Annotated in this window: 24 protein-coding genes and 1 pseudogene; 5 read left to right on the top strand and 20 right to left on the bottom strand. The window is 37.8% G+C overall.

Annotated elements, in window-relative coordinates:
• Positions 1 to 39: 39 nt before the first annotated feature.
• Both CAL6303_RS17385 and CAL6303_RS17390 read left to right on the top strand, forming a co-directional pair.
• Positions 40 to 1683: a cyclic peptide export ABC transporter gene (locus CAL6303_RS17385; RefSeq protein ID WP_015199123.1), complete on the top strand. Its 1644-nt coding sequence runs from the start codon at positions 40 to 42 to the stop codon at positions 1681 to 1683.
• A gap of 141 nt (positions 1684 to 1824) precedes the next feature.
• The gene (locus CAL6303_RS17390) at positions 1825 to 2445 is read left to right on the top strand and encodes a hypothetical protein (RefSeq protein ID WP_015199124.1); all 621 of its coding nucleotides are present in this window, start codon (positions 1825 to 1827) and stop codon (positions 2443 to 2445) included.
• 25 nt (positions 2446 to 2470) lie between these two features.
• Here CAL6303_RS17390 and CAL6303_RS17395 read toward each other — a convergent pair whose 3' ends face one another.
• The 4 genes and pseudogenes from CAL6303_RS17395 to tnpA form a co-directional block, all read right to left on the bottom strand.
• On the bottom strand, positions 2471 to 3373 hold the full coding sequence (locus CAL6303_RS17395) for a hypothetical protein (RefSeq protein ID WP_015199125.1): 903 nt from the start codon (positions 3371 to 3373) through the stop codon (positions 2471 to 2473).
• Between the two features lie 282 nt (positions 3374 to 3655).
• The gene (locus CAL6303_RS17400) at positions 3656 to 4570 is read right to left on the bottom strand and encodes an isopenicillin N synthase family dioxygenase (RefSeq protein WP_015199126.1); all 915 of its coding nucleotides are present in this window, start codon (positions 4568 to 4570) and stop codon (positions 3656 to 3658) included.
• A 177-nt stretch (positions 4571 to 4747) separates the two neighbouring features.
• Positions 4748 to 5041, bottom strand: a pseudogene (locus CAL6303_RS31230) (Rpn family recombination-promoting nuclease/putative transposase); the annotation flags it as partial.
• Positions 5042 to 5189: 148 nt separating this feature from the next.
• Complete coding sequence (gene tnpA, locus CAL6303_RS17410) at positions 5190 to 5603, bottom strand: IS200/IS605 family transposase (RefSeq protein ID WP_015199127.1); 414 nt, start codon at positions 5601 to 5603, stop codon at positions 5190 to 5192.
• 75 nt (positions 5604 to 5678) lie between these two features.
• On the opposite strand from tnpA, the gene CAL6303_RS17415 reads away from it, so the two are divergent.
• Positions 5679 to 6851, top strand: a complete 1173-nt coding sequence (locus tag CAL6303_RS17415) for an RNA-guided endonuclease InsQ/TnpB family protein (protein WP_015199128.1) — start codon at positions 5679 to 5681, stop codon at positions 6849 to 6851.
• Between the two features lie 23 nt (positions 6852 to 6874).
• On the opposite strand, the gene CAL6303_RS17420 is transcribed toward CAL6303_RS17415, so the two are convergent.
• From CAL6303_RS17420 to tsaB, 7 genes are all read right to left on the bottom strand, one after another.
• On the bottom strand, positions 6875 to 7399 hold the full coding sequence (locus tag CAL6303_RS17420) for an Rpn family recombination-promoting nuclease/putative transposase (RefSeq protein ID WP_083866325.1): 525 nt from the start codon (positions 7397 to 7399) through the stop codon (positions 6875 to 6877).
• A 153-nt stretch (positions 7400 to 7552) separates the two neighbouring features.
• The gene (locus CAL6303_RS17425) at positions 7553 to 8590 is read right to left on the bottom strand and encodes a D-alanine--D-alanine ligase (protein WP_015199129.1); all 1038 of its coding nucleotides are present in this window, start codon (positions 8588 to 8590) and stop codon (positions 7553 to 7555) included.
• Between the two features lie 87 nt (positions 8591 to 8677).
• Positions 8678 to 10084 (bottom strand): ATP-grasp domain-containing protein, encoded by a 1407-nt coding sequence (locus CAL6303_RS17430; RefSeq protein WP_015199130.1) that lies wholly within the window; start codon positions 10082 to 10084, stop codon positions 8678 to 8680.
• Positions 10085 to 10918: an O-methyltransferase gene (locus CAL6303_RS17435; RefSeq protein WP_015199131.1), complete on the bottom strand. Its 834-nt coding sequence runs from the start codon at positions 10916 to 10918 to the stop codon at positions 10085 to 10087.
• A gap of 151 nt (positions 10919 to 11069) precedes the next feature.
• On the bottom strand, positions 11070 to 12299 hold the full coding sequence (locus CAL6303_RS17440) for a sedoheptulose 7-phosphate cyclase (protein WP_015199132.1): 1230 nt from the start codon (positions 12297 to 12299) through the stop codon (positions 11070 to 11072).
• Between the two features lie 448 nt (positions 12300 to 12747).
• Positions 12748 to 12873, bottom strand: coding sequence for a hypothetical protein (locus CAL6303_RS31495; protein ID WP_255348425.1), 126 nt, complete (start codon positions 12871 to 12873; stop codon positions 12748 to 12750).
• A gap of 478 nt (positions 12874 to 13351) precedes the next feature.
• Positions 13352 to 14002, bottom strand: coding sequence for a tRNA (adenosine(37)-N6)-threonylcarbamoyltransferase complex dimerization subunit type 1 TsaB (gene tsaB, locus CAL6303_RS17445; RefSeq protein ID WP_015199135.1), 651 nt, complete (start codon positions 14000 to 14002; stop codon positions 13352 to 13354).
• Between the two features lie 272 nt (positions 14003 to 14274).
• Between tsaB and CAL6303_RS17450 the strand changes: the two genes are divergently transcribed.
• Positions 14275 to 15261 carry an aldo/keto reductase gene (locus CAL6303_RS17450; RefSeq protein ID WP_015199136.1) on the top strand — a complete coding sequence of 329 codons (987 nt, stop codon included), beginning with the start codon at positions 14275 to 14277 and terminating at the stop codon, positions 15259 to 15261.
• A gap of 866 nt (positions 15262 to 16127) precedes the next feature.
• Here CAL6303_RS17450 and CAL6303_RS17455 read toward each other — a convergent pair.
• From CAL6303_RS17455 to CAL6303_RS28600, 8 genes are all read right to left on the bottom strand, one after another.
• Entirely contained in the window at positions 16128 to 16628 is a 501-nt protein-coding gene (locus CAL6303_RS17455; protein WP_015199137.1) for a hypothetical protein, read from the bottom strand.
• Positions 16629 to 16752: 124 nt separating this feature from the next.
• Positions 16753 to 17130, bottom strand: coding sequence for a hypothetical protein (locus CAL6303_RS17460; RefSeq protein WP_015199138.1), 378 nt, complete (start codon positions 17128 to 17130; stop codon positions 16753 to 16755).
• 18 nt (positions 17131 to 17148) lie between these two features.
• Positions 17149 to 17433: a hypothetical protein gene (locus CAL6303_RS17465; protein ID WP_015199139.1), complete on the bottom strand. Its 285-nt coding sequence runs from the start codon at positions 17431 to 17433 to the stop codon at positions 17149 to 17151.
• Positions 17434 to 17543: 110 nt separating this feature from the next.
• Positions 17544 to 17876, bottom strand: a complete 333-nt coding sequence (locus CAL6303_RS17470; protein WP_015199140.1) for a hypothetical protein — start codon at positions 17874 to 17876, stop codon at positions 17544 to 17546.
• Positions 17877 to 18050: 174 nt separating this feature from the next.
• A complete protein-coding gene (locus tag CAL6303_RS17475; RefSeq protein WP_015199141.1) occupies positions 18051 to 18398 on the bottom strand; it encodes a hypothetical protein in 348 nt (115 codons plus the stop codon).
• Between the two features lie 241 nt (positions 18399 to 18639).
• Complete coding sequence (locus CAL6303_RS17480) at positions 18640 to 18987, bottom strand: hypothetical protein (RefSeq protein WP_015199142.1); 348 nt, start codon at positions 18985 to 18987, stop codon at positions 18640 to 18642.
• Between the two features lie 128 nt (positions 18988 to 19115).
• Entirely contained in the window at positions 19116 to 19463 is a 348-nt protein-coding gene (locus tag CAL6303_RS17485; RefSeq protein WP_015199143.1) for a hypothetical protein, read from the bottom strand.
• 179 nt (positions 19464 to 19642) lie between these two features.
• Positions 19643 to 19999 (bottom strand): hypothetical protein, encoded by a 357-nt coding sequence (locus CAL6303_RS28600; protein WP_015199144.1) that lies wholly within the window; start codon positions 19997 to 19999, stop codon positions 19643 to 19645.
• 376 nt (positions 20000 to 20375) lie between these two features.
• Between CAL6303_RS28600 and CAL6303_RS17495 the strand changes: the two genes are divergently transcribed.
• Positions 20376 to 20714, top strand: coding sequence for a helix-turn-helix transcriptional regulator (locus CAL6303_RS17495; protein ID WP_015199145.1), 339 nt, complete (start codon positions 20376 to 20378; stop codon positions 20712 to 20714).
• Positions 20715 to 20755: 41 nt separating this feature from the next.
• Here CAL6303_RS17495 and CAL6303_RS17500 read toward each other — a convergent pair whose 3' ends face one another.
• Positions 20756 to 21442, bottom strand: a complete 687-nt coding sequence (locus tag CAL6303_RS17500; protein WP_015199146.1) for a polysaccharide deacetylase family protein — start codon at positions 21440 to 21442, stop codon at positions 20756 to 20758.
• Positions 21443 to 21495: the final 53 nt, after the last annotated feature.

Here is a 21495-nt window from a genome sequence, read left to right on the forward strand (position 1 = left end):
ATTGGTGAGTATTTAGCTGTAAAAATAACCAAAATTCCGATGAATCTAATTTGGCTTCTACTACAAGCGTCTTGGTTGCAAGTTGCGATCGCAATCTTAGCAGGATTGATTAGTGGTGCGACAACTGCAAGACTCATAGCTTTAATTAACAGCGTTGTTAATGGTAATTATGGAGATGACTTATTTTGGCAATTTCCCCTCCTTGCTGTGATTGTCATCATCAGTGGCATTATCTCCCAGATTTTATTAATCAATCTCTCCCAAAATGCTGTATATCGGTTGCGATTGCGTCTGAGTCGAGGGATTCTCGCTTCTCCGCTACGACATTTGGAACAAGTTGGTGCTAGTAGATTACTGGCGACTCTTACCGATGATATCGCTACACTTTCTAATACAATTTATGCCATACCCTTTATCTGTGTTGATATTGCGATAATTGTTGGTTGCTTAGTTTATTTATTTTTACTTTCTGGATTTATATTTACCTTTACCATCGGTTTTATGATGGTGGCAATTGGAGGAATTCAGTTACTAATCAATCGTGCCCAATATTTTCTCACTTCAGTTAGGCAAGAACAAGATCAACTCTTCAAACATTTTCACACCATAACTGACGGTATCAAGGAATTAAAATTAAATACCAGTCGTCGTCAAGATTTTTTGCATGATGAATTAGAAGTTAGTGCAGCTAGATATCGCAATCAAAATTCTGCCGCACTGTTGACTTTTTCTATCTCTACAGGTTTAGGTAATTTGCTTTTCTTTGTTCTTGTAGGGTTGTTATTAGTTGTTTTACCAAGGGTAGTTGATATTTCTCCCCCAGTTTTGTCAGCATATGTTTTAACTTTGACATATCTACTGTTGCCAATGCAGAGTATTTTGGCAAAACTACAGGAACTAGTTAAAGGTAATGTTGCACTACAAAAAATTGAAAATATAGGTTTAGAACTGGCAGCAAAAACAGAAGTAAATAGTTTAGTTATACATCCTGTTAGTCAAACTTGGCATCAGTTAGAACTGCATCAAGTTACCCACAGCTATCAAAGCGAACAAGGAGATAAATCATTTACAATAGGACCAATCGACTTAACCTTTTACCCTGGTGAAGTAGTTTTTATTGTTGGTGGCAACGGTAGCGGTAAATCAAGTCTCGGTAAAATTATTACTGGATTATATCCACCTGAATCTGGGACAATTAAATTAAATAAAAAAGTTGTATTTGACGAGAATCGTGAATGGTATCGACAACACTTTACTGCTATATTTGCCGATTTTTACTTGTTTGAAAAATTGCTTGGTTTAGATAGTAATTGTATGGAAACTCAAGCTAAACAATATTTGAAAGAACTAAAGCTTGAGAATAAAGTTACAATTACGAACAACCAATTATCAACAACTTCTCTTTCTCAGGGACAGCGAAAACGTCTAGCTTTATTAACAGCATATCTTGAAAATCGCCCAATTTATTTATTTGATGAATGGGCTTCTGATCAAGATCCTTTTTTTAGAGAATTATTCTACCACGAAATTTTAATAAACCTGAAAAAAAGTGGTAAAACCGTGATTGTCATTAGTCATGATGATCGCTATTTCTCTGTTGCTGATAGAGTGATTAAATTAGATTATGGCAAAATTGAGTATGATCATGCTTCATCTAATGGACATCATAAGAATTTTGTTTAGTTGTTATAGGAAGAATTTCAACTTATAGCTTTGCTGGTAAGTTGCAAAGAATGCTTTCGTCTGTTTAGCTTAACGTTAGACTGCTAGCCTTCGATAGGAATGGTACTTTAATAATCTCCAACTTCTTAAGCTGATGAATAAATGAAGTCAACAATCTTTGATCTTGATACTACAGATCCAACTTGTGTTCACAAAAATCCGTCTGATAGTATTCACCTTTATGAATTCACTATCCCGACTCTACCAGCCTTTGCAATTGAATACTTTACACTCCAATTTGGGGCTTTATCTTGCTTTCCAGGCAAGAAAGACTCGATTCAGAATGATAAATTAACTGTCTGCCTAGAATATGATCTAAACGATTTTGACAGCAAGTTAGTTATTCATTATCACGGTATTCGTGACTATAAACTTCTTTTTCCTTTCGTTGCTGATCCTTCTTTGCAAGAACGTCTAGGGAACTTTTACCGCGAAGCAGAAATTACGTTTGAAAATGCTTCATGGTTGTCTTTTATGCTCATGTGTGGAGCAATATTTGAGGGAATTTTGTTCGCTAAATTGGGACAAAATAAGTCCTTTAAAGATCTAATTAGCACTGCAAGTCAACAAGGTTTAATTGATACACGCACTGAATCTATAATGACTATAGTTCGATGCTATCGAAACTTAGTTCACGCAAATAAACATACTGAGTCATACGTTTCACGGATTGATGCTATGGATACCAGAATTACGCTTGACAGACTCATTAAAGCAGTCTAAGTGTGCTGTTATCTTATTTCCTTAATCATAGATGACGGAGTATTTTAACTTTATTTTTAGCTGGTTTGCGAAACTTATAAACTCCCATGGCAGAAATAATAGCTAACAAAATTAATGCTACTTGATTTGTCGGTTCAGGAATAGAAACATGAGTTTGATTCCTGCGTAATGCTAATAGAGTTAAATTACTTTTTTGTTCAAAATACCGTTTTAGCGAACCCTTAACTAAGATAGATGCATTTTCATCATTGCCACCAAAATTTGGATTACGAAGCTGTTGATTAAAAGTGATATTTTGACTATGTTGAGAATCTATAGAATCTAAAAAGCCAGGAGTATTTAAGCTGGCATTAATAGCAAGAAAATCTAACGGTTGATATTTAACTTTCCCTGTTTTAGGAGAGATAAAAACACTAAAGAAATTCCGAATATCATCAACAGGAATATTGGTTGTGTCAAATAATAGGAGAGAAATATCTCCCTTTGCATTCGCATGTTCCAGCAGCAGATTATCAATATGTGTTTGTAGGGTTAGAGAAACTGTAAAATCGAAGTTAAAATATTCCTTAGCATCCACGTCAAAATTAGCAACTACCTGCGCTTTAGTTTCAGCTTTTCCTGCATAGTCGCTATTATTTCCAAATGCCAAACTAAAAGCAGATGATGAAACTTCCGGGGGAGAAGTAGAATAGTTGTTATTAGCATTATTTTGAGCCGCAAATGTTCCCCCGTTGGTTTTACCAGATATATTTGCCTGATTTACAAGTTCAATTGCGGCAACATTTTGATTGAAATTCGTCAAATATAAATCGCTTTGCGATAATGCCAAAGTCGCTGCTGAAGTTGGTATATTAGTCAATATATAAGTAGCCAAAAATGGGGGAACCATTAATAACCATTGACGACTAAATCGTGGATATGGCTTCATAAAATCTTCTGGATTGTAAGTATTTTAATTAAGTGTTTTAATTAAGGGTTTTAATCTTGACTTAAGTAAGATACTTAATTAGTCAGAGAATAACTAAGACTTCACCACAGATGATAGGATTTCGGAAATAAACACACTCTTTCCTTGGCAAAGCTACGGTTTACCCAATATACTTGCAAAAACCTGTACAGATAATGCGTAGCAATTTAGATGCTTGTAAAATAGAAAGAGAGAGGTGACATGTCTCGTCTCTACATTCTGGATTTTATGGTGATAACTGATTTAATAAGTTGCTTTTAATCGCTGTAATAGATATTCCCCTGCTAAAACTGGTGGATAAGCAGCAGGTTTATGCTTTGTGCAGTTTGGCAAAGATGCGATCGCATCAGCCACTCCCAACGGCAGTATGACGGTATCATAATTAGGATGACAAAAGAAGGCAATGGAGTAACGGGGTTTCTGGATATCTGGGGGAATCACTACCCGATGCTTTGTGGAAGGAAATAAATCATTTGTCCAGCGTTGCATCAAATCACCAGTATTAACAATCACAGTTCCCGGAATCACGGGTGCTGCTATCCATTCTCCAGAGGTTTCCTGTATCTCCAACCCAGAAATTTCATCTTGAAATAGCAGCGTAATACTACCGTAATCTGAGTGTTCTCCAGCACCTAGTTTGTTATTTGACGAATTTGTTGGCACCGGATAACAAAGCGATCGCATAGTATGATTATCCTGGTTGTGGTGGTTGGTGAAGAAATCTAAAGGTAATTTTAGCGAGAGTGCAATCGCTACTAAGATTTGATTGCCTAGTTTCGTACAAGCTTGGTAAAATTCGGGAATCGAAGCATCAAATAAACTGGGGATACTACCATTCTCAAATCCAGTAATATTAAAAGCTTCTTTAAAATCTCCTGGTTGTTCAGGATTAAGATTTTCCTTAGCAATACCTACATACCCTTGGTTACTTAACTCGTTATTCCAAGCAAATTGCTGTTTCGTTGCTAATGGTAAATTGAAGAAGGATTTATTTTGTTCAAACACTCTGTTGATGAGTTTTGGACAAATATCGATATTTTGTAGATACATAAATCCAGTTTGATGACAAGCTTCATATATTTGTTGAATTACAGCTTGTTTATCTTGAACATTACCTTGGGTAAATAGTGAAAAATCTATAACTTGAATTTTAGGCACTTTGTAACACCATGCTATAACGGTTACGCTGTTAACGTTTCCTGAAAAAGCTTATTTACAGGAATTTATGTTTTGACTAGCAAAATACCATTATGATATCCCCAAGGAAAGCTTGTGCGACGGAAGTAGTTCGCACTGGATTTCATTTTTAGCGTATTTCAAGTAAACTGAAAATTGTTAAATCACCTCTTTGACCTGTTCAACAGTCAAATCTAAAGCTTGGGCAATTTGTTCTGTAGTTAGTCCTAGCACTAGTAATCGAGGTATTGTTTCTAACTTACTTTCTAGCTTACCTTGCTTTTTACCTTCTTCCAACCCATCTTGTTTGATAGACTGGTACATCCGACTTTGTTTAAACTCTTCATCAATTCCTAGCATCGTTTCTAGTTCCTCTCGACTCAACTGCTTAAACTTATATAACAATATTGTCTCTATTAATTCTACAATTTCCTTCTTGCTTCTTTCATCCCCTAGTTCGCGTTTAGCTTAAACAGCAGAAGCCCCACGTCTCACTCTTAGGAGCGTGGGATGAATGCGAGTGAGTCGAGTTGCATGGATTATTTTGATTTTGAGCAAAGCGAAAACAGAAACAATCCATAGCGACGAGACACACAAAATATTACATTTCGGGTTTTTCTTGATTTTCAATATATTTTCTCAAAGTAGAAACTGTTACCCCTCCGCAACTAGCGATAAAATACGAACCGTTCCAAAAAACATCTTTACTATAAAAACTCTCAAGATGTTCTGCAAACTCTTGTCGTAGTTTTCGAGACGATACTGATTTTAAATTATTAACTAACTTGCTTAACTCTATGTCGGGATGATATTGAAAAAGTAAATGTACGTGATTATCTTCGCCATTAAATTCAACCAATTTACAATCCCATTTAATCAATAAATCTTCAAAAATCAGATGTAATCGATCCAACATGGGATTCGTAAAAGCTTTTCGTCTGTATTTGGTTGTTAAAACGAGGTGAACTTTTAAATCACTGACGGAACGACCTTTTGAAACAAAATCATTTTTCATAATACTTGTGGTACTTTTTCTCACATCAGTGTATGCTAAAATAGCAACACTAATTTAAGCAGGGAGGATAAATAAATGCGAATCTCGTACCAATACAAAATTAAACCAACGAAAGAACAAGTTGAAAAAATTGATAAAACACTAGAAATGTTGCGTTATCAATATAACTATTTACTTGCTCAACGATTTGATTGGTACGAGCAAAACCGATGTTCAATAGATAGATGTCCGTTGGTATGTCATTTACCAGATTTGAAAGATAAGCCAAACTATTACTCTCAAAAAGCCTCTCTAACTCAACTTAAACTAGATAGACCTTGGTATAAAGAGATTCACTCTCAAGTATTACAAGAAGTGCCTAAGAAAGTTGAAATAACGTTTGATAGATGGTTAAAAGGGGATAGTAATGGTAAGAAATCTGGCAGACCAAGATTTAAAGGAGTTAATCAGTACAAAACATTCACGTTTCCTCAGTTTAAACATCATAATTTTTCCAGTAATATCATTACACTATCGAAAATAGGAAATGTAAAAGTAATTGTTCATCGTCAAATACCAGATGGTTTTGATATTAAAACGGTTTCTGTAACTAAAAAAGCTGACGGGTATTATGTTACATTGAGTCTTGATGATAAAACAGTTCCAACAGTCAAACATGATTTTAATTCTGACAATATCGTTGGTATTGATGTTGGATTGATTGATTTCTTCGTTACTTCAGATAACGAAAGAATCTCAGCACCAAAATTTTTACGTAAAGCTGAACGTAAATTAAAATCAGCACAGCGCAAAGTATCTAGAAGAAAGAAAGGATCTAATCGTCGTAAAAAAGCGATTAAAAAACTAGGTAAGCAACATAAAAAAGTTGCCGATACTAGAAAAGATTTTCACTTCAAAACAGCTAAGTCACTTCTAGATAAATATGATGCAATAGCTGTTGAAAAGTTGAATATCAAAGGACTCGCTAAAACAAGATTGGCTAAGAGTATAAATGATGCGGGATGGGGTCAATTTATATCGATACTTTCAAACAAAGCCGAAAATGCTGGTTTAAAAGTAATATCTATAAATCCAAACGGTACTAGCCAACAATGTTCAATGTGTGGACACAAAGTTAAAAAAAGTTTATCTCAACGAATACATAATTGCCCTGTATGTCATACAAGTATTTGTAGAGATTTAAACGCTGCTATAAACATCAAGAATCGTGGGACACACGATCTTAAAGCTCAGTTAATGTCTTCATAGAAGAGTCGCTGAGAAGCCCACACTCACCTGAAAGGGAGTGTGTGGAGTATGTCACCCTGAAAAATTAATTCTCTTCCCTTCTCAATTGCCGTCTGTTCACCCTCGATAATTAATTGTACAACGGCTAATTGCAGAGAGTTTTCGGCAACTGTTCCCAATTCATCCAAATAAATTCTTTGGACTTGGGGACTATCGAGATACAATCTATATGGTTGTGTATCATCAGTTTCGATGCTGCGAGTTGGGTATATTACAACAGCACGCCAAAACTTAACCGATTCGTTTTGTTGTAGGTAAAGAAATATTTCGGCAAATAAACGTCGATAAAAAGTTTTATCGGTTTGAAACTGAACTTCAGCAAAGTAAACTGGTTGTTCACTGGTTTCAAGTGTGGGGATAAATACCCCATCAATGCGGAAGGCTGTTTCTTTAAGTTCTACGGAGACGAATTGATAGGAGTTTGCGTCTATATTTTGGTTGCCAATGATGGCAAAAAATATACTAGGGAAAGTCTGAAATAAACTGTAGAAAATCTTGTCTGTTCGCACCTGATTTGATCAAAACTAGATATACTATGTTGGGCATTTTATCAGTTATCAGCTATTAAACCTGAAATTATCAGCTTTGCGTATTATACCAACGCAAATAACAAGTTTCTCAGGTTATGCGATCGCATAACCTAACCAGTACTTTGCGTTTATTTAATTAGAAATAGAATAAACTAGTAAGTTATTTAACATGATGTGAAACAGCTTTTCCAGAGAAATTCCGGATGTTTTTGCCATTGTGGGGATAACACTTATCTGGGCAAAAGAACAATATAACCCTGCTTCTAAAAACCAAGGTTTCCCAGTGGGGTCAATACGGAAGTCAAATAGACTATAATGCTGACAACCTAAAGCTATATGGCATTTCTTCGCAACATCCCAAACCCTCTGAGTAATCGGATCACTAGGATCGACTATCCATGATTTGGTATTACCTTTAGCAACTGCACTCAAATCACCTTTTTCATTTCGTTTTAGCTTATCATCATAACTGCGAATGGGTTGCTGTTCTTTGTCCATCTGGTATTCTTCCAGTGGTAAGCACACCAGTTGATTATCTTGAACTATGACACCACATCTAACTTCCCTACCAAGTTCGATAAATGTCTCTACCAAAACTTCTGAACTATGGGTAAATGCTGTTTTCAAAGCACTTTCATAATCAGATGGATTTTTCACCAAAACTACCCCCAAAGAATTATCCCCATCCACAGGTTTAACCACTGCTGGGGTAGTAACATGGGGAGAATCTCCGCGATGAAGTAGTTCCCCCTGGGGTACACTAACACCAGAAAATGCCACAACCGCTTTTGTTTTAGCCTTATTAGCAGCTAATGCCATCACATCAGGAGTATTTCCGATGTAGGGAATTTTCAGCAAATCAAACAAACCCCGATAGAATGTCATCCCAGGGACACAAAACATCTGTGGTAACATCACATCAATTTTGAGTGAAATTAAAATCTGAATTGCACCAGATAACGATACTTTCTCGGCGGATGCGATCGCATCTGAGCTAAGATCCCTAGGAAAGCGCCATGTACCACCAGGTGAAATGTAGGCGATGTGAAACTCGTAAAGTTCTGTATTCGCAGTAGAATCAAGACAATCTTGAGCATAAAGCCTAGACAAATCGCAGTAAAACTCATCAACAGCAGAACCCACCAAATGTAAAACACGCAATACCGACATATTTCCCCCCTCTTCCCCTCTCTTTATTCCTCTGCGAAACTCTGCGCTTACCTCCGCGCTCCTCTGCGTTAAAATATTTAAATTAAATTAATCTCCCCCAAACTCCACCAACTTCCCAATATTAAAATCAATCTTCACCCAACCTCGTAAATGTCGCAAATTCTGCAACAATAACAAAGTAATTTGCCAATGTGGAACCATCAAAAAAGGTAAAGGATCATTCAACTGAAAAATTGCATCTTTACCACGTAACAAATTCCGTAAGCAACTTCCAAACTGCGACAAAGAACGGATTTCCGTCAATCGCCAAAATTCATGATATAGCCAATAAGTTGGTTTACTACTAACAAGAGGTTGCAAAGGTTCAAATGTAGAGACGTGACATATCACGTCTTTACACAAATAAGCATCAGCAACACCAGGATGATTGTAAAACATCGTGATAGCTGAATGGGTACGGGGATTACATTCAATTGCATAAACTGTTCCATCTACAGTTTGAATAAAATCAAAAGAAACCTGTCCAGTAATCCCCATTTCTTTGATAAAGTGCTTTACCCACTGCAAAATCTGCGGATTATCGACATTTTCATAATTCACCTGAAAAGCCGAAGATTCACAACAGCAATGTAATCTTAATTCCCCATTCCTGACAGTGCTGTGGGTACAAAACTCCTTACCTGGGATAAACTCTTGCATAATCCAAGGTTTTTCGGGACTTATTGGTAAACTTCTCACAAATGCTGCTGTTTCCTCTGGAGTCTCGCAGGGAAGTTTAGTCAAATCCAAACGTCTAACTGAATCGTAGGGAATACTTTTGAGGATATATTTACGCTTTTCTTGGGAAAAGTCAAAATTAATCACTTCTTCAGGATTGGTAATCTTAAACGACTTAGGAACAGATAAACCAAAACTTCTCGCTTTTTCCGAAAATGCATGTTTATCATCCAACATCTGCGTTACTTCAGCATCGCAGTGGAACACTTCACAATACTGAGAAAGCGCAGGTTTTACCAAGGAATCATAGTAACTAGCAACCGGACTACATACGGGTACATAGACATCAATTAGTTCTTTTTTAACAATATCCAATAGCTGCTGTGTATAGACTTGCGGGTGTTTCTCCGGTGCAGTAACAGTATAAAATTTATCCACACAATTAGAGAATTGATGCCCAGTTAACCAATATTTATGACTTTCCACCAACACAACTCGGTGTCCTGCTGCGTGAAGCGATCGCGCAAGTTGTAGAGCCTTAGTCATTTTACCACCGCTAATTAAGATATTCTGCGGTGCGGTGGTTTGAAGTTGCTTCCCAACAGGTTTATTTAAAATCCCCCAAAGCAAAGATATCAAAACAATTGAGGTATTTACTGGTAATGCTAAAAACAACAAAACCAAAGTACCCAAGGTTTTAAATAATCCAGATATCCTTTCCCCAGAGCCAGTTTGTGGTTTTGGTACGGTAGAATCAAAAGACATAGATTGTGTCATTTAATTCAACCTTTGAATCAAAGTTAAACCATCCCGCACAGGTAATAAAACTTGTTCCACACGGGAGTCCTCAGCAACGGTAGAATTGAATAGCGCGATCGCTTCTCCGTTCAAAGTCTGTTTTTCTGGTGGTAAGTAAGGTTGCCCTTGCAATAAGGTATTATCAACGCAGATTAAACCATTGGATGCCAACAAACCACCATCCAAAATTCTTTGGAAGTATTCTACATACTCCTTTTTATCAGCATCAATAAATATCAAATCAAAAGATTCACCAGTAGCAGCTAATTTATGGAGGGTTTCCAAAGCTGGTGCGACTTCCACAGTAATTTTCTTGCCGTGGGGGGAATCCGCAAAGCAGTTTTGAGCAAAGTTAGCAACGTAAGCATCAACCTCACAAGCCACCAGCTTACCATCATCGGGTAATGCTTCCGCCATTGCTAGGGCTGAATACCCGGTAAACATTCCCACTTCCAAAACCCGCTTTGCCTTAGTCATCCGCACGAACATTTTTAATGTCTGTCCTTCCAGATGTCCCGAAAGCATCTCCTGTTCTAACTGACGCACAGTTTCCCCATCACCAAAGCGTTTTCGCCAATCTTCTGTGCTAGTCTTCTTTGCCAATGCTGTCAGCGCAGGTGATTCCTTGGTCGTACATTCACTTATATATGGCTCTAAACCTACAGCTAATTGATACGTCAATTTTAAATTTGTTAAAACCTCTCCAGAAATACTTGCAGCCTCTGCCATTTCTAAGGTTTTTCGCAATTCTTCTACTAAAATACCGTGAGGTGTTACGGGTCTAGCGGTACTCATTTCTACAATACTATTCACAGTCTTATCACTCTAGATTTTGGACTTTGGATTTTAATCATTAGACATCTCCAGGAATTAATTTGCGTTATCCACAACCCTTGTAGAGATGTAGCATTGCTACGTCTCTACAATCTGGGAGATGTCTATTTATTACCAGTTGGAAATAACCTTATGCTTCAATCAATTCCGATTCTTCAGTCCCGATATAAGCATCAATTCCTGCACCATTACGGGGAAGTTCAGCACAAAGAACTCTATGTTCCACCAAAGCTTCATCCAACTCTTGACGAGTCAAATCATTCACGAAAAAGCACTCACCAATGGGATTTGGCATTGCAGCGCGTAATTTCCCATCTCTGGTTTGGGTAATGGATTGAGTCGCGTACCACAACAAATCACCATCCAGTAAAGGATGATCCAAAGTTAAACCAATTTTACTCATTAGATTGAGAATGCGATCGCGTGATTCTACATCAATATAACCACGTCTTTGGGCAATAGTTGCAGACAATGCCATATCCACATTCACTGCATGACCATGATACAAGGGAACTTGTGGTGCTAGTTCCAATGTAGGACTCCAAGTATGACCATAGGCAATTACTCGATCTAAGTCAAGTTCCCGCAGATTTGGTGTTTCCAACTCCAACATGGTTTTGATAGCTGCATAATTCAACCGATGTGCAACTTCTTGCAGTTTCTCAGAACCATTTACATAACCAAAGTGTGTATGCAGTAACTCATGTCCATACTCATACAACAGTTCAAAAACCTCTGAGTTTGCCACTACAGCAATTTTGACTAATTCTGCCATCCCGTTACGAATCTGAGCAACTGGCAAAGTTTCCAAAAAGGAAAAATCTAGAATTACCTTTTGAGGTGCATGATAAGCACCTAAACGGTTTTTTAGTTTCCGATGATTGACTGCTACTTTGATGGCAACACCCGCATCAATTAGACCAATTAATGTTGTAGGAATCCGAATATAATTGGTACTGCGACGATAGGATGCACAGGCAAAACCAACTACATCTGTAACTAAGCCACCACCTACTACTAAAACTGGCTCTTTGCGGATTAAACCAAAGTCTGCGAATGCATCTACAATCTCCTCAAAAGTTTGCAGTGTCTTAGCTGTTTCAGTGATCGTGACAGGAAAAACTGTCAAACTAATATCATAAAATTGGAAATAAGATTTAATTTGCTCTCCATATAAACGGTTAACATTTGCATCTACTACCAATAAACAACGTCCGAATTTATGATAGCTATCAGCAATCTCGGTGTTTCTAATATCAAACGCACCATTCACATAAACTAAACTAAACTCAATCTTTTCATATCCTGTGACATGAAACACTGTTTCTGTTGCAGCAAAAGTTGCTTGAGGGATACCCATCTAACTGATCCTTATCTTTAATTCAAAAAGTCATGAAACTAATGCCAGGAAAATCTGTAGTTTTTAATTAGTGGCAACTACAAAATATCTTTCCTCGCCTCTAACTGAAAATAGGCATAAAGGTTCATCAGTACAGAGGTAAAATATATGTTCTCTATCTGATGGCACATTATTCGGTATAGTAGATTCGCCTAAAATCCATGCTCAAACAAGGACAAAAAGACCTATTTGACCTAAATTTGACCTATATATTGGCGACAATTAATCAGAGTACAGACTATCCTTTGAAGTTTTCTTTTCACTGTATAATGACTGATAGTCTGACATGTCAAAACACGGCTAACTCAGCTTCAAATATGACTCAATCAAGTAGATACACAACTACCCTGCACATTGAAGCGTAAATTAGCTTTGATACTATTAACTTTTCTAGCTTAAAGCGAACCGCTTATAACGGTTTGCCAACTGTTTTAAACGATAAAAATTGTCCTGCGGAAAAGGGATTATTTCTGTCTTCTAATTTCCATCTGAGATTAGAACCCTGGTTGATATTAAGTTCGCTGTTCTTTTGCATTTGTTTTGAACCTTATATCATTGTAAAGAAAACTACTTGCCACACATTCACATTACTTAAGAGTTTGGACAAACTGCGCCAAACTTTATGGGAGAGATTACTTTGATAGTAGTCAAAGCATTAACACAAACACTATTCAATGAATCAAACTGTACCTATTTTAAAAATGCAGCTGCATATCAGGGTTGTGAATAGCGGTAGCCAGTCTTATGGACTTATATTAGTTTGGGATAAGTCATTTTATGTATACCTTACAACTCTGCATAATTTGCTTCCCCGCATGAACGTTAATGCGGAGCATCTAATTATTCAGACCACACCTTTAATGATGGACAAGGTTTAACTGAATTGAATTTAGCCACAAAATTTAGCTTAACTCTATTCGGGAACTTATTTACCAAACTTAACAATGATGATTAATTATAAATTCTGAGGTATCAGATAAGATTTATATATATTAAAAGAGATATGAAGCATCTCAGTCCACGGGATTTTGCCCATAAAAAGGTAATGCTTGTTCCCAAGTTGGTAAGATACCTTGTTGCCATTCCAAATAAGCTAGTTCTAAGATATCTACAACCGTTGCAGCTAAATTTGATTTTGCTTCCACCAGATGATAACTACTATCCCAACTAGTTAACTGTTCCTTCCAGGTTTCCGGTGTCAACAAAGTATCTGCTAATAACTCCTTCACTCCCCCAGCATCGGGTGTAACTTGATAGATTCCTCCGAATAATTTACCTCGTTGTGCAGGCATTTCCACAGCTATATTTTTTTGGTGTTGTTTTTTTCCTTCGTGAAAAGCAACTGCGGCTAAAGTAGAAACTGTAAATACGGGGATATCTAACTGTTGTCCTAGAGTTCTAGCCGTAACCACACCAATTCTACTACCAGTAAAACCCCCTGGACCTTTAGCTACAGCAATAAAAGCCAAATCATTCCAGGTTCGCGGCTTGATAAACTCTGATAGGTAGCCGTGCATCTGGCTAGATAACTCACGTTCCAAATTCCAGACATGGGATACCATCGGCTCTTGAAAGTTACTAATTGCTAAACCTAATTCAGGTGTTGTTGTATGTAATGCCAAGCCGTATTTATTTATTGGCAGGTATTTAAGTTGATTTGTCAAGGTTAGTTCAAAATACTTAAATTAATTAATCATAGTTCGATGGAGTTTAGATAAGTAGTCCAACAAAATTAATTACACAAAAATTTGGTCTTAAATCCTTAGCTAGCACAGGATTGGTAAATAAATAATATGTAATTAATTCTGTTCATTTACTTATCTCCAACTTTTTGAGGATACGCTGAATACAAAGATTCAGATAGGATAGGTAGGTTATTTGTTGTGATATTGAGCAACTAGAACAAAGTATATTCTACTTCTGCGGTTTAGTATCTATGGAAAAGCGACGTTTAGGGATATCCGATATCTACATTACCCCAATTTTGATGGGGACTTGGCAAGCTGGTAAAAGATTATGGGTGGGTATCGAAGATGCTGACTCAATTAAAGCAATTAGGGCTGCTTACGAAGCAGGAATTACCACCATTGACACTGCCGAAGTTTATGGGAATGGACATTCTGAACAAATTGTAGCCGAAGCTTTATCCGATGTGCGATCGCATGTTGAGTACGCGACTAAAGTTTTCGCTAATCATCTCAAATATGACCAAGTAATGACAGCTTGTGAGAATTCTCTCAAAAATCTCAAAACTGACTACATAGATTTATATCAGATTCATTGGCCCTCTGGCTCATTTAATAGCGAACATGTCCCCATCGAAGAAACCATGAGAGCATTAAGTGACCTCAAACAACAGGGTAAAATCAGAGCAATTGGTGTATCCAATTTTTCTTGTCAGCAACTGGAAGAAGCTGCAAAATATGAGCGCATCGACAGTTTACAACCACCATATTCCCTATTTTGGCGCTACGTAGAAAAGGATGCAGTCCCCTACTGTGTAGCCAACCAAATCTCCATCATTGCCTATTCTCCCCTAGCTCAGGGACTTCTAACCGGGAAATTTGCACCTGGACACAAATTTGATGCCGACGATAACCGAATTGATAATAAGCTATTTCAAGGTGAAAATTTTGAACGCGCTCACCAAGCACTAGAGAAACTACAACCAATAGCACAACAGCATAACTGTACTTTAGCCCAACTAGCGATCGCGTGGTTAATCGCCCAACCCCAAAGCCATGCTATTGTTGGAGCCCGCTATGCTGAACAAGTCACCGCTAATGCCGCAGCTGCAACCGTCAAACTTTCCGACGCAGAACTCCTGCAAATAGACACAATTGGACGTATTGTCACCGATCATCTTGACGAAAACCCAGTCATGTGGGATTGGAAGTCTGATTGGAGCAAAAAAACAGTTTGATTGCGAAACATTAAGACTAGTCAGAGAGATCTTGCCCTGAAATAACGAGACTTCCTCTAACTTCGTAAATATACATTAAGAGTTAGTTATCAAAGTAAAAATAGGTGATATTTTAGATAGTAGAGACGCAAAGAACAAAAATAAAAGGGATCGATGATTAAGCGTCTCGCCATCACGAACCCAAAGTAAACATCAGCGACAAAACAAAGTGGTTCAGCTTCCATTACTGGAGTAGCTAACCAAATCCCAAAGCGGAAAAACAGCAAATGCTGAGTTTACTTGTCAGATGTCCAACTTTAGTAACTTTGTCAATTTCTACTTCTAAGTATTAAAACAGTTTGATTGCTCTTAAATTTTCCAAGCCTAGTTGCCCTCAACTAGGCTTAAGTTATTTAGAGGGGCAATAGGGAACAGCTTGTAGGGTGTGTGACACGATGAAAGCTCCTCAGGTCTAAAGATAAATATTAATCCGGTGTCACGCACCATTAGTCTTGGTCATGCACAAACAATTAGTATATATAGCAATCCGATTTTAACGAAATTTGCGGAATTCCCCATGCTTCTATAAGGTGGGGATGGATAGTAACAGACGCTCTATCCTTGCTGAATAACTATAAAACACTTATTTATCAACACTTTCGGGATTTTTTCTCCGGGGAAAGTGCAAGGAAATAAAGGTTTAAGGTTTAAAAAACTTGCATTCAGATTTATTGGAGTATAAAAAAAATGGAAAAAATAAGGGTAAAACTGTTAAGAGTTCCCTACCCTCACTAGAAGACTTTTACAGCCAACGCTGTGCTACGCGTTTCTTGGATGCCCGAAAGGGCTATACAGCAAGCCCTATATATTATAAAAATACAAATCCCTTACTGCACATTTAAAGCAACTTGATAATCTAATTTCCCAGTTCCACTACTTTGCTGAATTGTATTATTGCCCGAAGAATTTAATTCCAAATTGACTATCGAAGAAGCTGGTTCATACTTTCCCCTCACTTCTAAAATTTGCTGACCTTTGGATAAATAAGGTGATAAATTAACCTCTAAGTTGTTATTATCGAATTTCTGAATTACCTTACTATTCATGATAATTTCGCCTTCTAACTTAGAACCATTAGAATTAATCACCAAAACATGAGGCTGGTTCATATTTTCCGCCTTGATAGTAATCGCAGTTTTTTGAGAACTGTTAGAGCCGGATATACTATTGGAGTTTTGATTAGCAAACCTTGTCAAATTAGGTATATCAACACTCACAGGTTTACTTACTGGTGAACTATCCAAATCAACAGACAAATTATTAGTGATAACCGCAGCAATAGAAATAGTCAGAACCACCGCACAAGTATATAGTAGTAGAGTTCGCATCGCAATTAAATTTTAAATACAGAATTTTTATTGATTATTCTTTGGATAGCACAAAATAGAAAACCTCCCAAGTATCATTGGGAGGAAATATTCAGTCACTATGCAAGAAAAACGAAAAAATTATTTATTTTTTTAGAGTTGGATACGCGGGGACATCAACTTGAACATTAATAGGAACCTTAATAGGTGCCATATTAATACCTGTGGGATTGCTACCATTCCCGTTCACTATTTGAGTACTATCACGGTTTTGATTTACAGATCCAGAACCGTGGTAAACTTGCACTCCGGTAGTTGTAGCTGAATTACCATAGCAATCATCACTAGCCTGTTGGTTAACATTGTTATTTTGGTTAGCAACAGTATTTTTAGGATGGATAGCAACTTGAACACCAACATCAGTAAGAACACATACAGCTTTAGCTGAAGGACTGAAAGTTGGGATGAACGCAGAAATAGCGGAAATAGAAAAAGCACTAAGCAGAAGTAATTTTGACTTCATATTTTTACCTATTTAGAATTAATTACAAGTTGTTGTAGAAGTAGAACTGTAAACTTGATTACTACCATTACGACTCTGACTACGACGACTCACACCGTAGCAATTGAGTTTACGTGTGTTTCTGTTTGCTCGAACTCGACTACGTGTTCTGGGGGTAGTCTTAATAGACACACCTCCATTTCCTCCCAATGTCATCTGCACATTGCTTGTTTGAATATTGACACCACCAGCATCAGCAATGCCAACTGGTAAGATAATTATCGAAGCGATCGCAAGGGAAAATAGTAATCTTGGCTTAGGCATGGCTGTATCATCCTTAAGATAATGACGAAAGCTGATTTTTTGCCCCACAGCAAGGAAATCAGCAAAACCAAAATTCAATCTTTAAGAATTAATCAAGCTTTGATAACAAACTAATAACAACCAAGAGCCGCATTAATTTGTCGTTGAAGCGTTTGTTGGGTAGCACTTTGACTAACAGTATTATTGTCACCAAGCACCAGCGCACCCTGATTTAAAACTTGGTTTGCAGCAGCAATCTGATTTCCACAAGCCGAACCAGTTTTGATTTGAGTTTGTCCAGTAATTTGTTTACCACTTTGATTAACTGAATTTCCTCCGCCAGAAATTACAGTGGTTTGACTCATGGACTGATTTGCACCAGCATCTTGTTGGGCAAATGCAGCACTGGGGGATATAATCAAAGCAGAAATTAGAAAACTGAAAGTGTAGATTTTTTTCTTCATCTTTCTAGACCTAATTAGTTGTGTGTTACTGGTTACAAGTTAGTGTTGCAGAAGCTGTGAATTTGATTGATTCACATTTTTCAATACAAACAGCTTGCTTAACCAGATTTTTTTTGACTTTTGTGAGCTATTCATGAATCAGGAAAATCAAATTGATTTCCCTGTTTCATCAAATTAGTAACCGTAGTAAGGTGTAGAGCAAGCATTGGTTTGGGTTTGTCCGGTTGTGGAAGAACCACTTTGTCCAGTTACGTTACCGTAACCAAAAGTTCCACTACCTTGACCAACACCTGTATTGGAGCCAGCTACTTGGTTTCCACCACCGCAGAATTGGTTTTTGAATTGGTCTTGGTATGTAGAGGAACTACCACTTTGTCCAGTGGTGTTAAAGTCACCTATTGTTGTAGAACCTTGATTCACTGTGCTATTGCTACCCGCAACTTGATCCTGAGCGAATGCAGCGGAAGGTGCGATCGCAATTACAGCAGCAAGTACACCGAAGATGGATGCTTTGTTCAACATGATGTTTTAACCTTGACCTAATGAGTTGTGTGTGGTTTAGATTGAATTGAATTCAGAAAATTTTTGTTTTTGCAGAGACCAAATTTGTCTGGTCTCTACAAATAAGCGCTTACGCAAAATTAAATATATATTGTCATTGCAACGGAGGAAGCATAAGTCCTAAACTGACACGCTCCGCGCACCTAAGGACTTCGAGTTTCCGGAATGTACAATTAATTTTGCACAACTACTTAATCCAGTATTAGTAACCGTAGTAAGGTGAATAGCAAGCGTTAGATTGATTTTGGCTGGTGGTGGAAGTACCATTTTGTCCAGTTACGTTACCATAACCAGCAGTTGCGCTACCTTGACCGATACCTGTATTAGAAGCTGCTACTTGACTTCCACTACCGCAGAATTGGTTTTTGAATTGGTTCTGGTAAGTAGCAGCATCGGCATTTTGTCCAGTCACGTTACCACCACCAACTGTGGATGAATTTTGAATAATTGTACTGTTGCTACCAGTAACTTGGTCTTGAGCGAATGCAGCAGAAGGAGCGATCGCTATTACAGCAGCAAGTACACCGAAGATGGATGCTTTATTTAACATGATGTTTAAAGACCTGACCTAATTAGTTGTGTGTGTTTGGAAGTTTTATCGTAGAGACGAGATATATCGCGTCTCTATGAAGAAGTAAGGAACTTAGTAGAATTTACCTGAAAAAATCAGTTTCCCAATTAGTAACCGTAGTAAGGATAGCTGCAATCACTAGATTGATTTTGGCTAGTGGTGGAAGTACCACTTTGTCCAGTCACATTACCGAAACCAGCAGTTCCGCTACCTTGACCGATACCTGTGTTAGAACCAGCTACTTGATTTCCACTACCGCAGAATTGGTTTTTGAATTGGTTCTGGTAGGTAGCAGCATCGGCATTTTGTCCGGTAACGTTACCACCACCAACAGTGGATGAATTTTGAATAACTGTGCTATTGCTACCAGTAACTTGATCCTGAGCGAATGCAGCAGAAGGAGCGATCGCAATTACAGCAGCAAGTACACCAAAGATAGATGATTTGTTCAACATGATTGTAGATAGACCTAATTGTTGTGTGTGATTTCGGTTTTTATTCTAAAGACGTAATACATCACGTCTGTATTTTTATGTAGGGACGCAACATATCACGTCCCCACACCAGAGAATTTAATTGATTCCCAGGTGTAACTAGATGTAACCCCAGATTTCAATTTCAAATTAATTGATTTCTAAGGTAAATAAATGTAAGGATAGGCTGCACAATTACCAGACTGTGATTGGACGGTGGTGGAAGATGCAGACTGTCCGGTTACATTACCTTCACCGATAGTGACACTACCTTGACCAATAACGGCGTTAGCACCAGCAACTTGGTTTCCAGGGAAACATACTGGATATCCGCTTTTAAGCTGACGCTGGATAGTGATTGCATCAGCAGACTGACCAGTCACGTTATCAGAACCAGATGTTACTGATGATTGTTGGATTACTGTGTTGCTTCCTGAGTACTGATCTGCAAATGCAGCAGTGGGAGCAACCATCAATCCCGCAGCTAACAAACCAAATGTAAATGACTTCTTCAACATGTTATTTAGACCTCATTAATTGTGTGTTGAAGTTGGTTTTGTTTGAGCCATGAAATTCAAACGTTAATATCTCAAATACTCTTTACATAAGGGTTTTGTGAGATAATAATGTTATCTTTTCCCCCGCTGCGAATAATCAGAGCTACATATTTCACTTTGCTTATTCCAGACGAGTTCGCTTTTTCTAAGAAACTATTTCGCTTGCGCTTCGTCTTCTTTAATCCGGCGTTATCGAATTTCTCGCTTTCGCCTTATACTTAAATACTTTAACCAAAGATCTTAAGGGTGTCAAGATCTTGGTTAAAATTTCTGGGCGTTAGTTTTTTTTTGGTGTTACGATTAACGGCTATAGTCAACTTATATAAGTGCTGTAGCTGTGAAACAGAAAGCAAAACCGAGAATAGCTTTTCTGCGTGAAAAGGCGGGATTGACCCAATTAGAGTTGTCGCGTTTGGTGGGTGTCACCGAAAGCACAATTCAGAACTGGGAAAGCGGAAGAACCGGAACTGATCATATCGATCGGGTAATAAAGTTTTGTAAAGCACTCAACTGTAGAGTAGAGGATTTAGTTGAGTACATAAGTGAGTTGCCAGAGGAAGCAAATGCGAAACTAACTTCTTTAAGTGATGTGCAACATTTGTTAGGTACTGATGAGGTACAAGAAGATGTACCCGTGAAAGAAAAGAATCAGACCAACTCAAAATTGCGAGGTTGATATTACAGCTATTTGAAGGTAAATATACCGGAATGTAGGGGTTATTTTCCCCTACTCCCTGCTTCTTGTTGATGCATAGCATCAATTGTGACAAAGTTGTAGCCCCGCTCTAAAAGTCGAGGGATTAAAATATCCGTAGTTTTGGCAACATCTTCTCCACCGAAGTATCCATCATGCAAAACAATAATGGAACCATTTTTCACTTGATTTAAAACCCTTTCGACAACAGTATTTACACCTGGTCTAACCCAATCTTCAGGTACAACAGTCCACATTACAGGTCGATAATTCCACCGATGTAGTAATTCTAAAGTTTTAGGTGTAAATGTTCCATTTGGGGGTCGAACATCACGGACTTGTGTGGGAAGAAGATGACAAGCATTGAAAATCGCTGCTTGAGTTTGTTGGAGACTATCCTGTAATTGGGTTGCAGAAAGTAGGGGAAAGTTATGATGATTATAGCCATGTAAGCCGATCCAGTGATTGCCATCGGATACTAGCTTTGCGACTTGTGGGAAGCGGTTGACGCAAATACCCAGCCAAAAAAAGGTAGCGGGAATTTGGTAGCGGTCTAAAACTGCTAAAAGTTGCGGTGTATATTCTGGATGAGGTCCGTCGTCAAAGGAAAGAGCGATGTTTTTGGAACTGTTATCCCCTCTCCATAGACATTGAGGAAATATTGGTTTGAGAATCTGATGGATGATTGGGTACAAGGGTGCAAATTGCATAAATAAATTAATTTAGATTGACTTCGCGTTTACTAGAGTTGATCGAAAAGTGC

It is taken from the genome of Calothrix sp. PCC 6303 (assembly GCF_000317435.1).
GTDB lineage: Bacteria > Cyanobacteriota > Cyanobacteriia > Cyanobacteriales > Nostocaceae > PCC-6303.

What these genes read in the sequence shown, in the direction of transcription:
- CAL6303_RS17395 (WP_015199125.1), bottom strand. Translation starts at nt 3,373, where the DNA reads ATGAAGCCATATCCACGATTTAGTCGTCAATGGTTATTAATGGTTCCC.
- CAL6303_RS28600 (WP_015199144.1), bottom strand. Translation starts at nt 19,999, where the DNA reads ATGTTGAAGAAGTCATTTACATTTGGTTTGTTAGCTGCGGGATTGATG.
- tnpA (WP_015199127.1), bottom strand. Translation starts at nt 5,603, where the DNA reads ATGAAAAATGATTTTGTTTCAAAAGGTCGTTCCGTCAGTGATTTAAAA.
- CAL6303_RS17485 (WP_015199143.1), bottom strand. Translation starts at nt 19,463, where the DNA reads ATGTTGAACAAATCATCTATCTTTGGTGTACTTGCTGCTGTAATTGCG.
- CAL6303_RS17385 (WP_015199123.1), top strand. Translation starts at nt 40, where the DNA reads ATGAATCTAATTTGGCTTCTACTACAAGCGTCTTGGTTGCAAGTTGCG.
- CAL6303_RS31495 (WP_255348425.1), bottom strand. Translation starts at nt 12,873, where the DNA reads ATGCAAAAGAACAGCGAACTTAATATCAACCAGGGTTCTAATCTCAGA.
- CAL6303_RS17500 (WP_015199146.1), bottom strand. Translation starts at nt 21,442, where the DNA reads ATGCAATTTGCACCCTTGTACCCAATCATCCATCAGATTCTCAAACCA.
- CAL6303_RS17415 (WP_015199128.1), top strand. Translation starts at nt 5,679, where the DNA reads ATGCGAATCTCGTACCAATACAAAATTAAACCAACGAAAGAACAAGTT.
- CAL6303_RS17450 (WP_015199136.1), top strand. Translation starts at nt 14,275, where the DNA reads ATGGAAAAGCGACGTTTAGGGATATCCGATATCTACATTACCCCAATT.
- CAL6303_RS17480 (WP_015199142.1), bottom strand. Translation starts at nt 18,987, where the DNA reads ATGTTAAATAAAGCATCCATCTTCGGTGTACTTGCTGCTGTAATAGCG.
- CAL6303_RS17465 (WP_015199139.1), bottom strand. Translation starts at nt 17,433, where the DNA reads ATGCCTAAGCCAAGATTACTATTTTCCCTTGCGATCGCTTCGATAATT.
- CAL6303_RS17475 (WP_015199141.1), bottom strand. Translation starts at nt 18,398, where the DNA reads ATGTTGAACAAAGCATCCATCTTCGGTGTACTTGCTGCTGTAATTGCG.
- CAL6303_RS17460 (WP_015199138.1), bottom strand. Translation starts at nt 17,130, where the DNA reads ATGAAGTCAAAATTACTTCTGCTTAGTGCTTTTTCTATTTCCGCTATT.
- CAL6303_RS17470 (WP_015199140.1), bottom strand. Translation starts at nt 17,876, where the DNA reads ATGAAGAAAAAAATCTACACTTTCAGTTTTCTAATTTCTGCTTTGATT.
- CAL6303_RS17430 (WP_015199130.1), bottom strand. Translation starts at nt 10,084, where the DNA reads ATGACACAATCTATGTCTTTTGATTCTACCGTACCAAAACCACAAACT.
- CAL6303_RS17455 (WP_015199137.1), bottom strand. Translation starts at nt 16,628, where the DNA reads ATGCGAACTCTACTACTATATACTTGTGCGGTGGTTCTGACTATTTCT.
- CAL6303_RS17390 (WP_015199124.1), top strand. Translation starts at nt 1,825, where the DNA reads ATGAAGTCAACAATCTTTGATCTTGATACTACAGATCCAACTTGTGTT.
- CAL6303_RS17425 (WP_015199129.1), bottom strand. Translation starts at nt 8,590, where the DNA reads ATGTCGGTATTGCGTGTTTTACATTTGGTGGGTTCTGCTGTTGATGAG.
- CAL6303_RS17440 (WP_015199132.1), bottom strand. Translation starts at nt 12,299, where the DNA reads ATGGGTATCCCTCAAGCAACTTTTGCTGCAACAGAAACAGTGTTTCAT.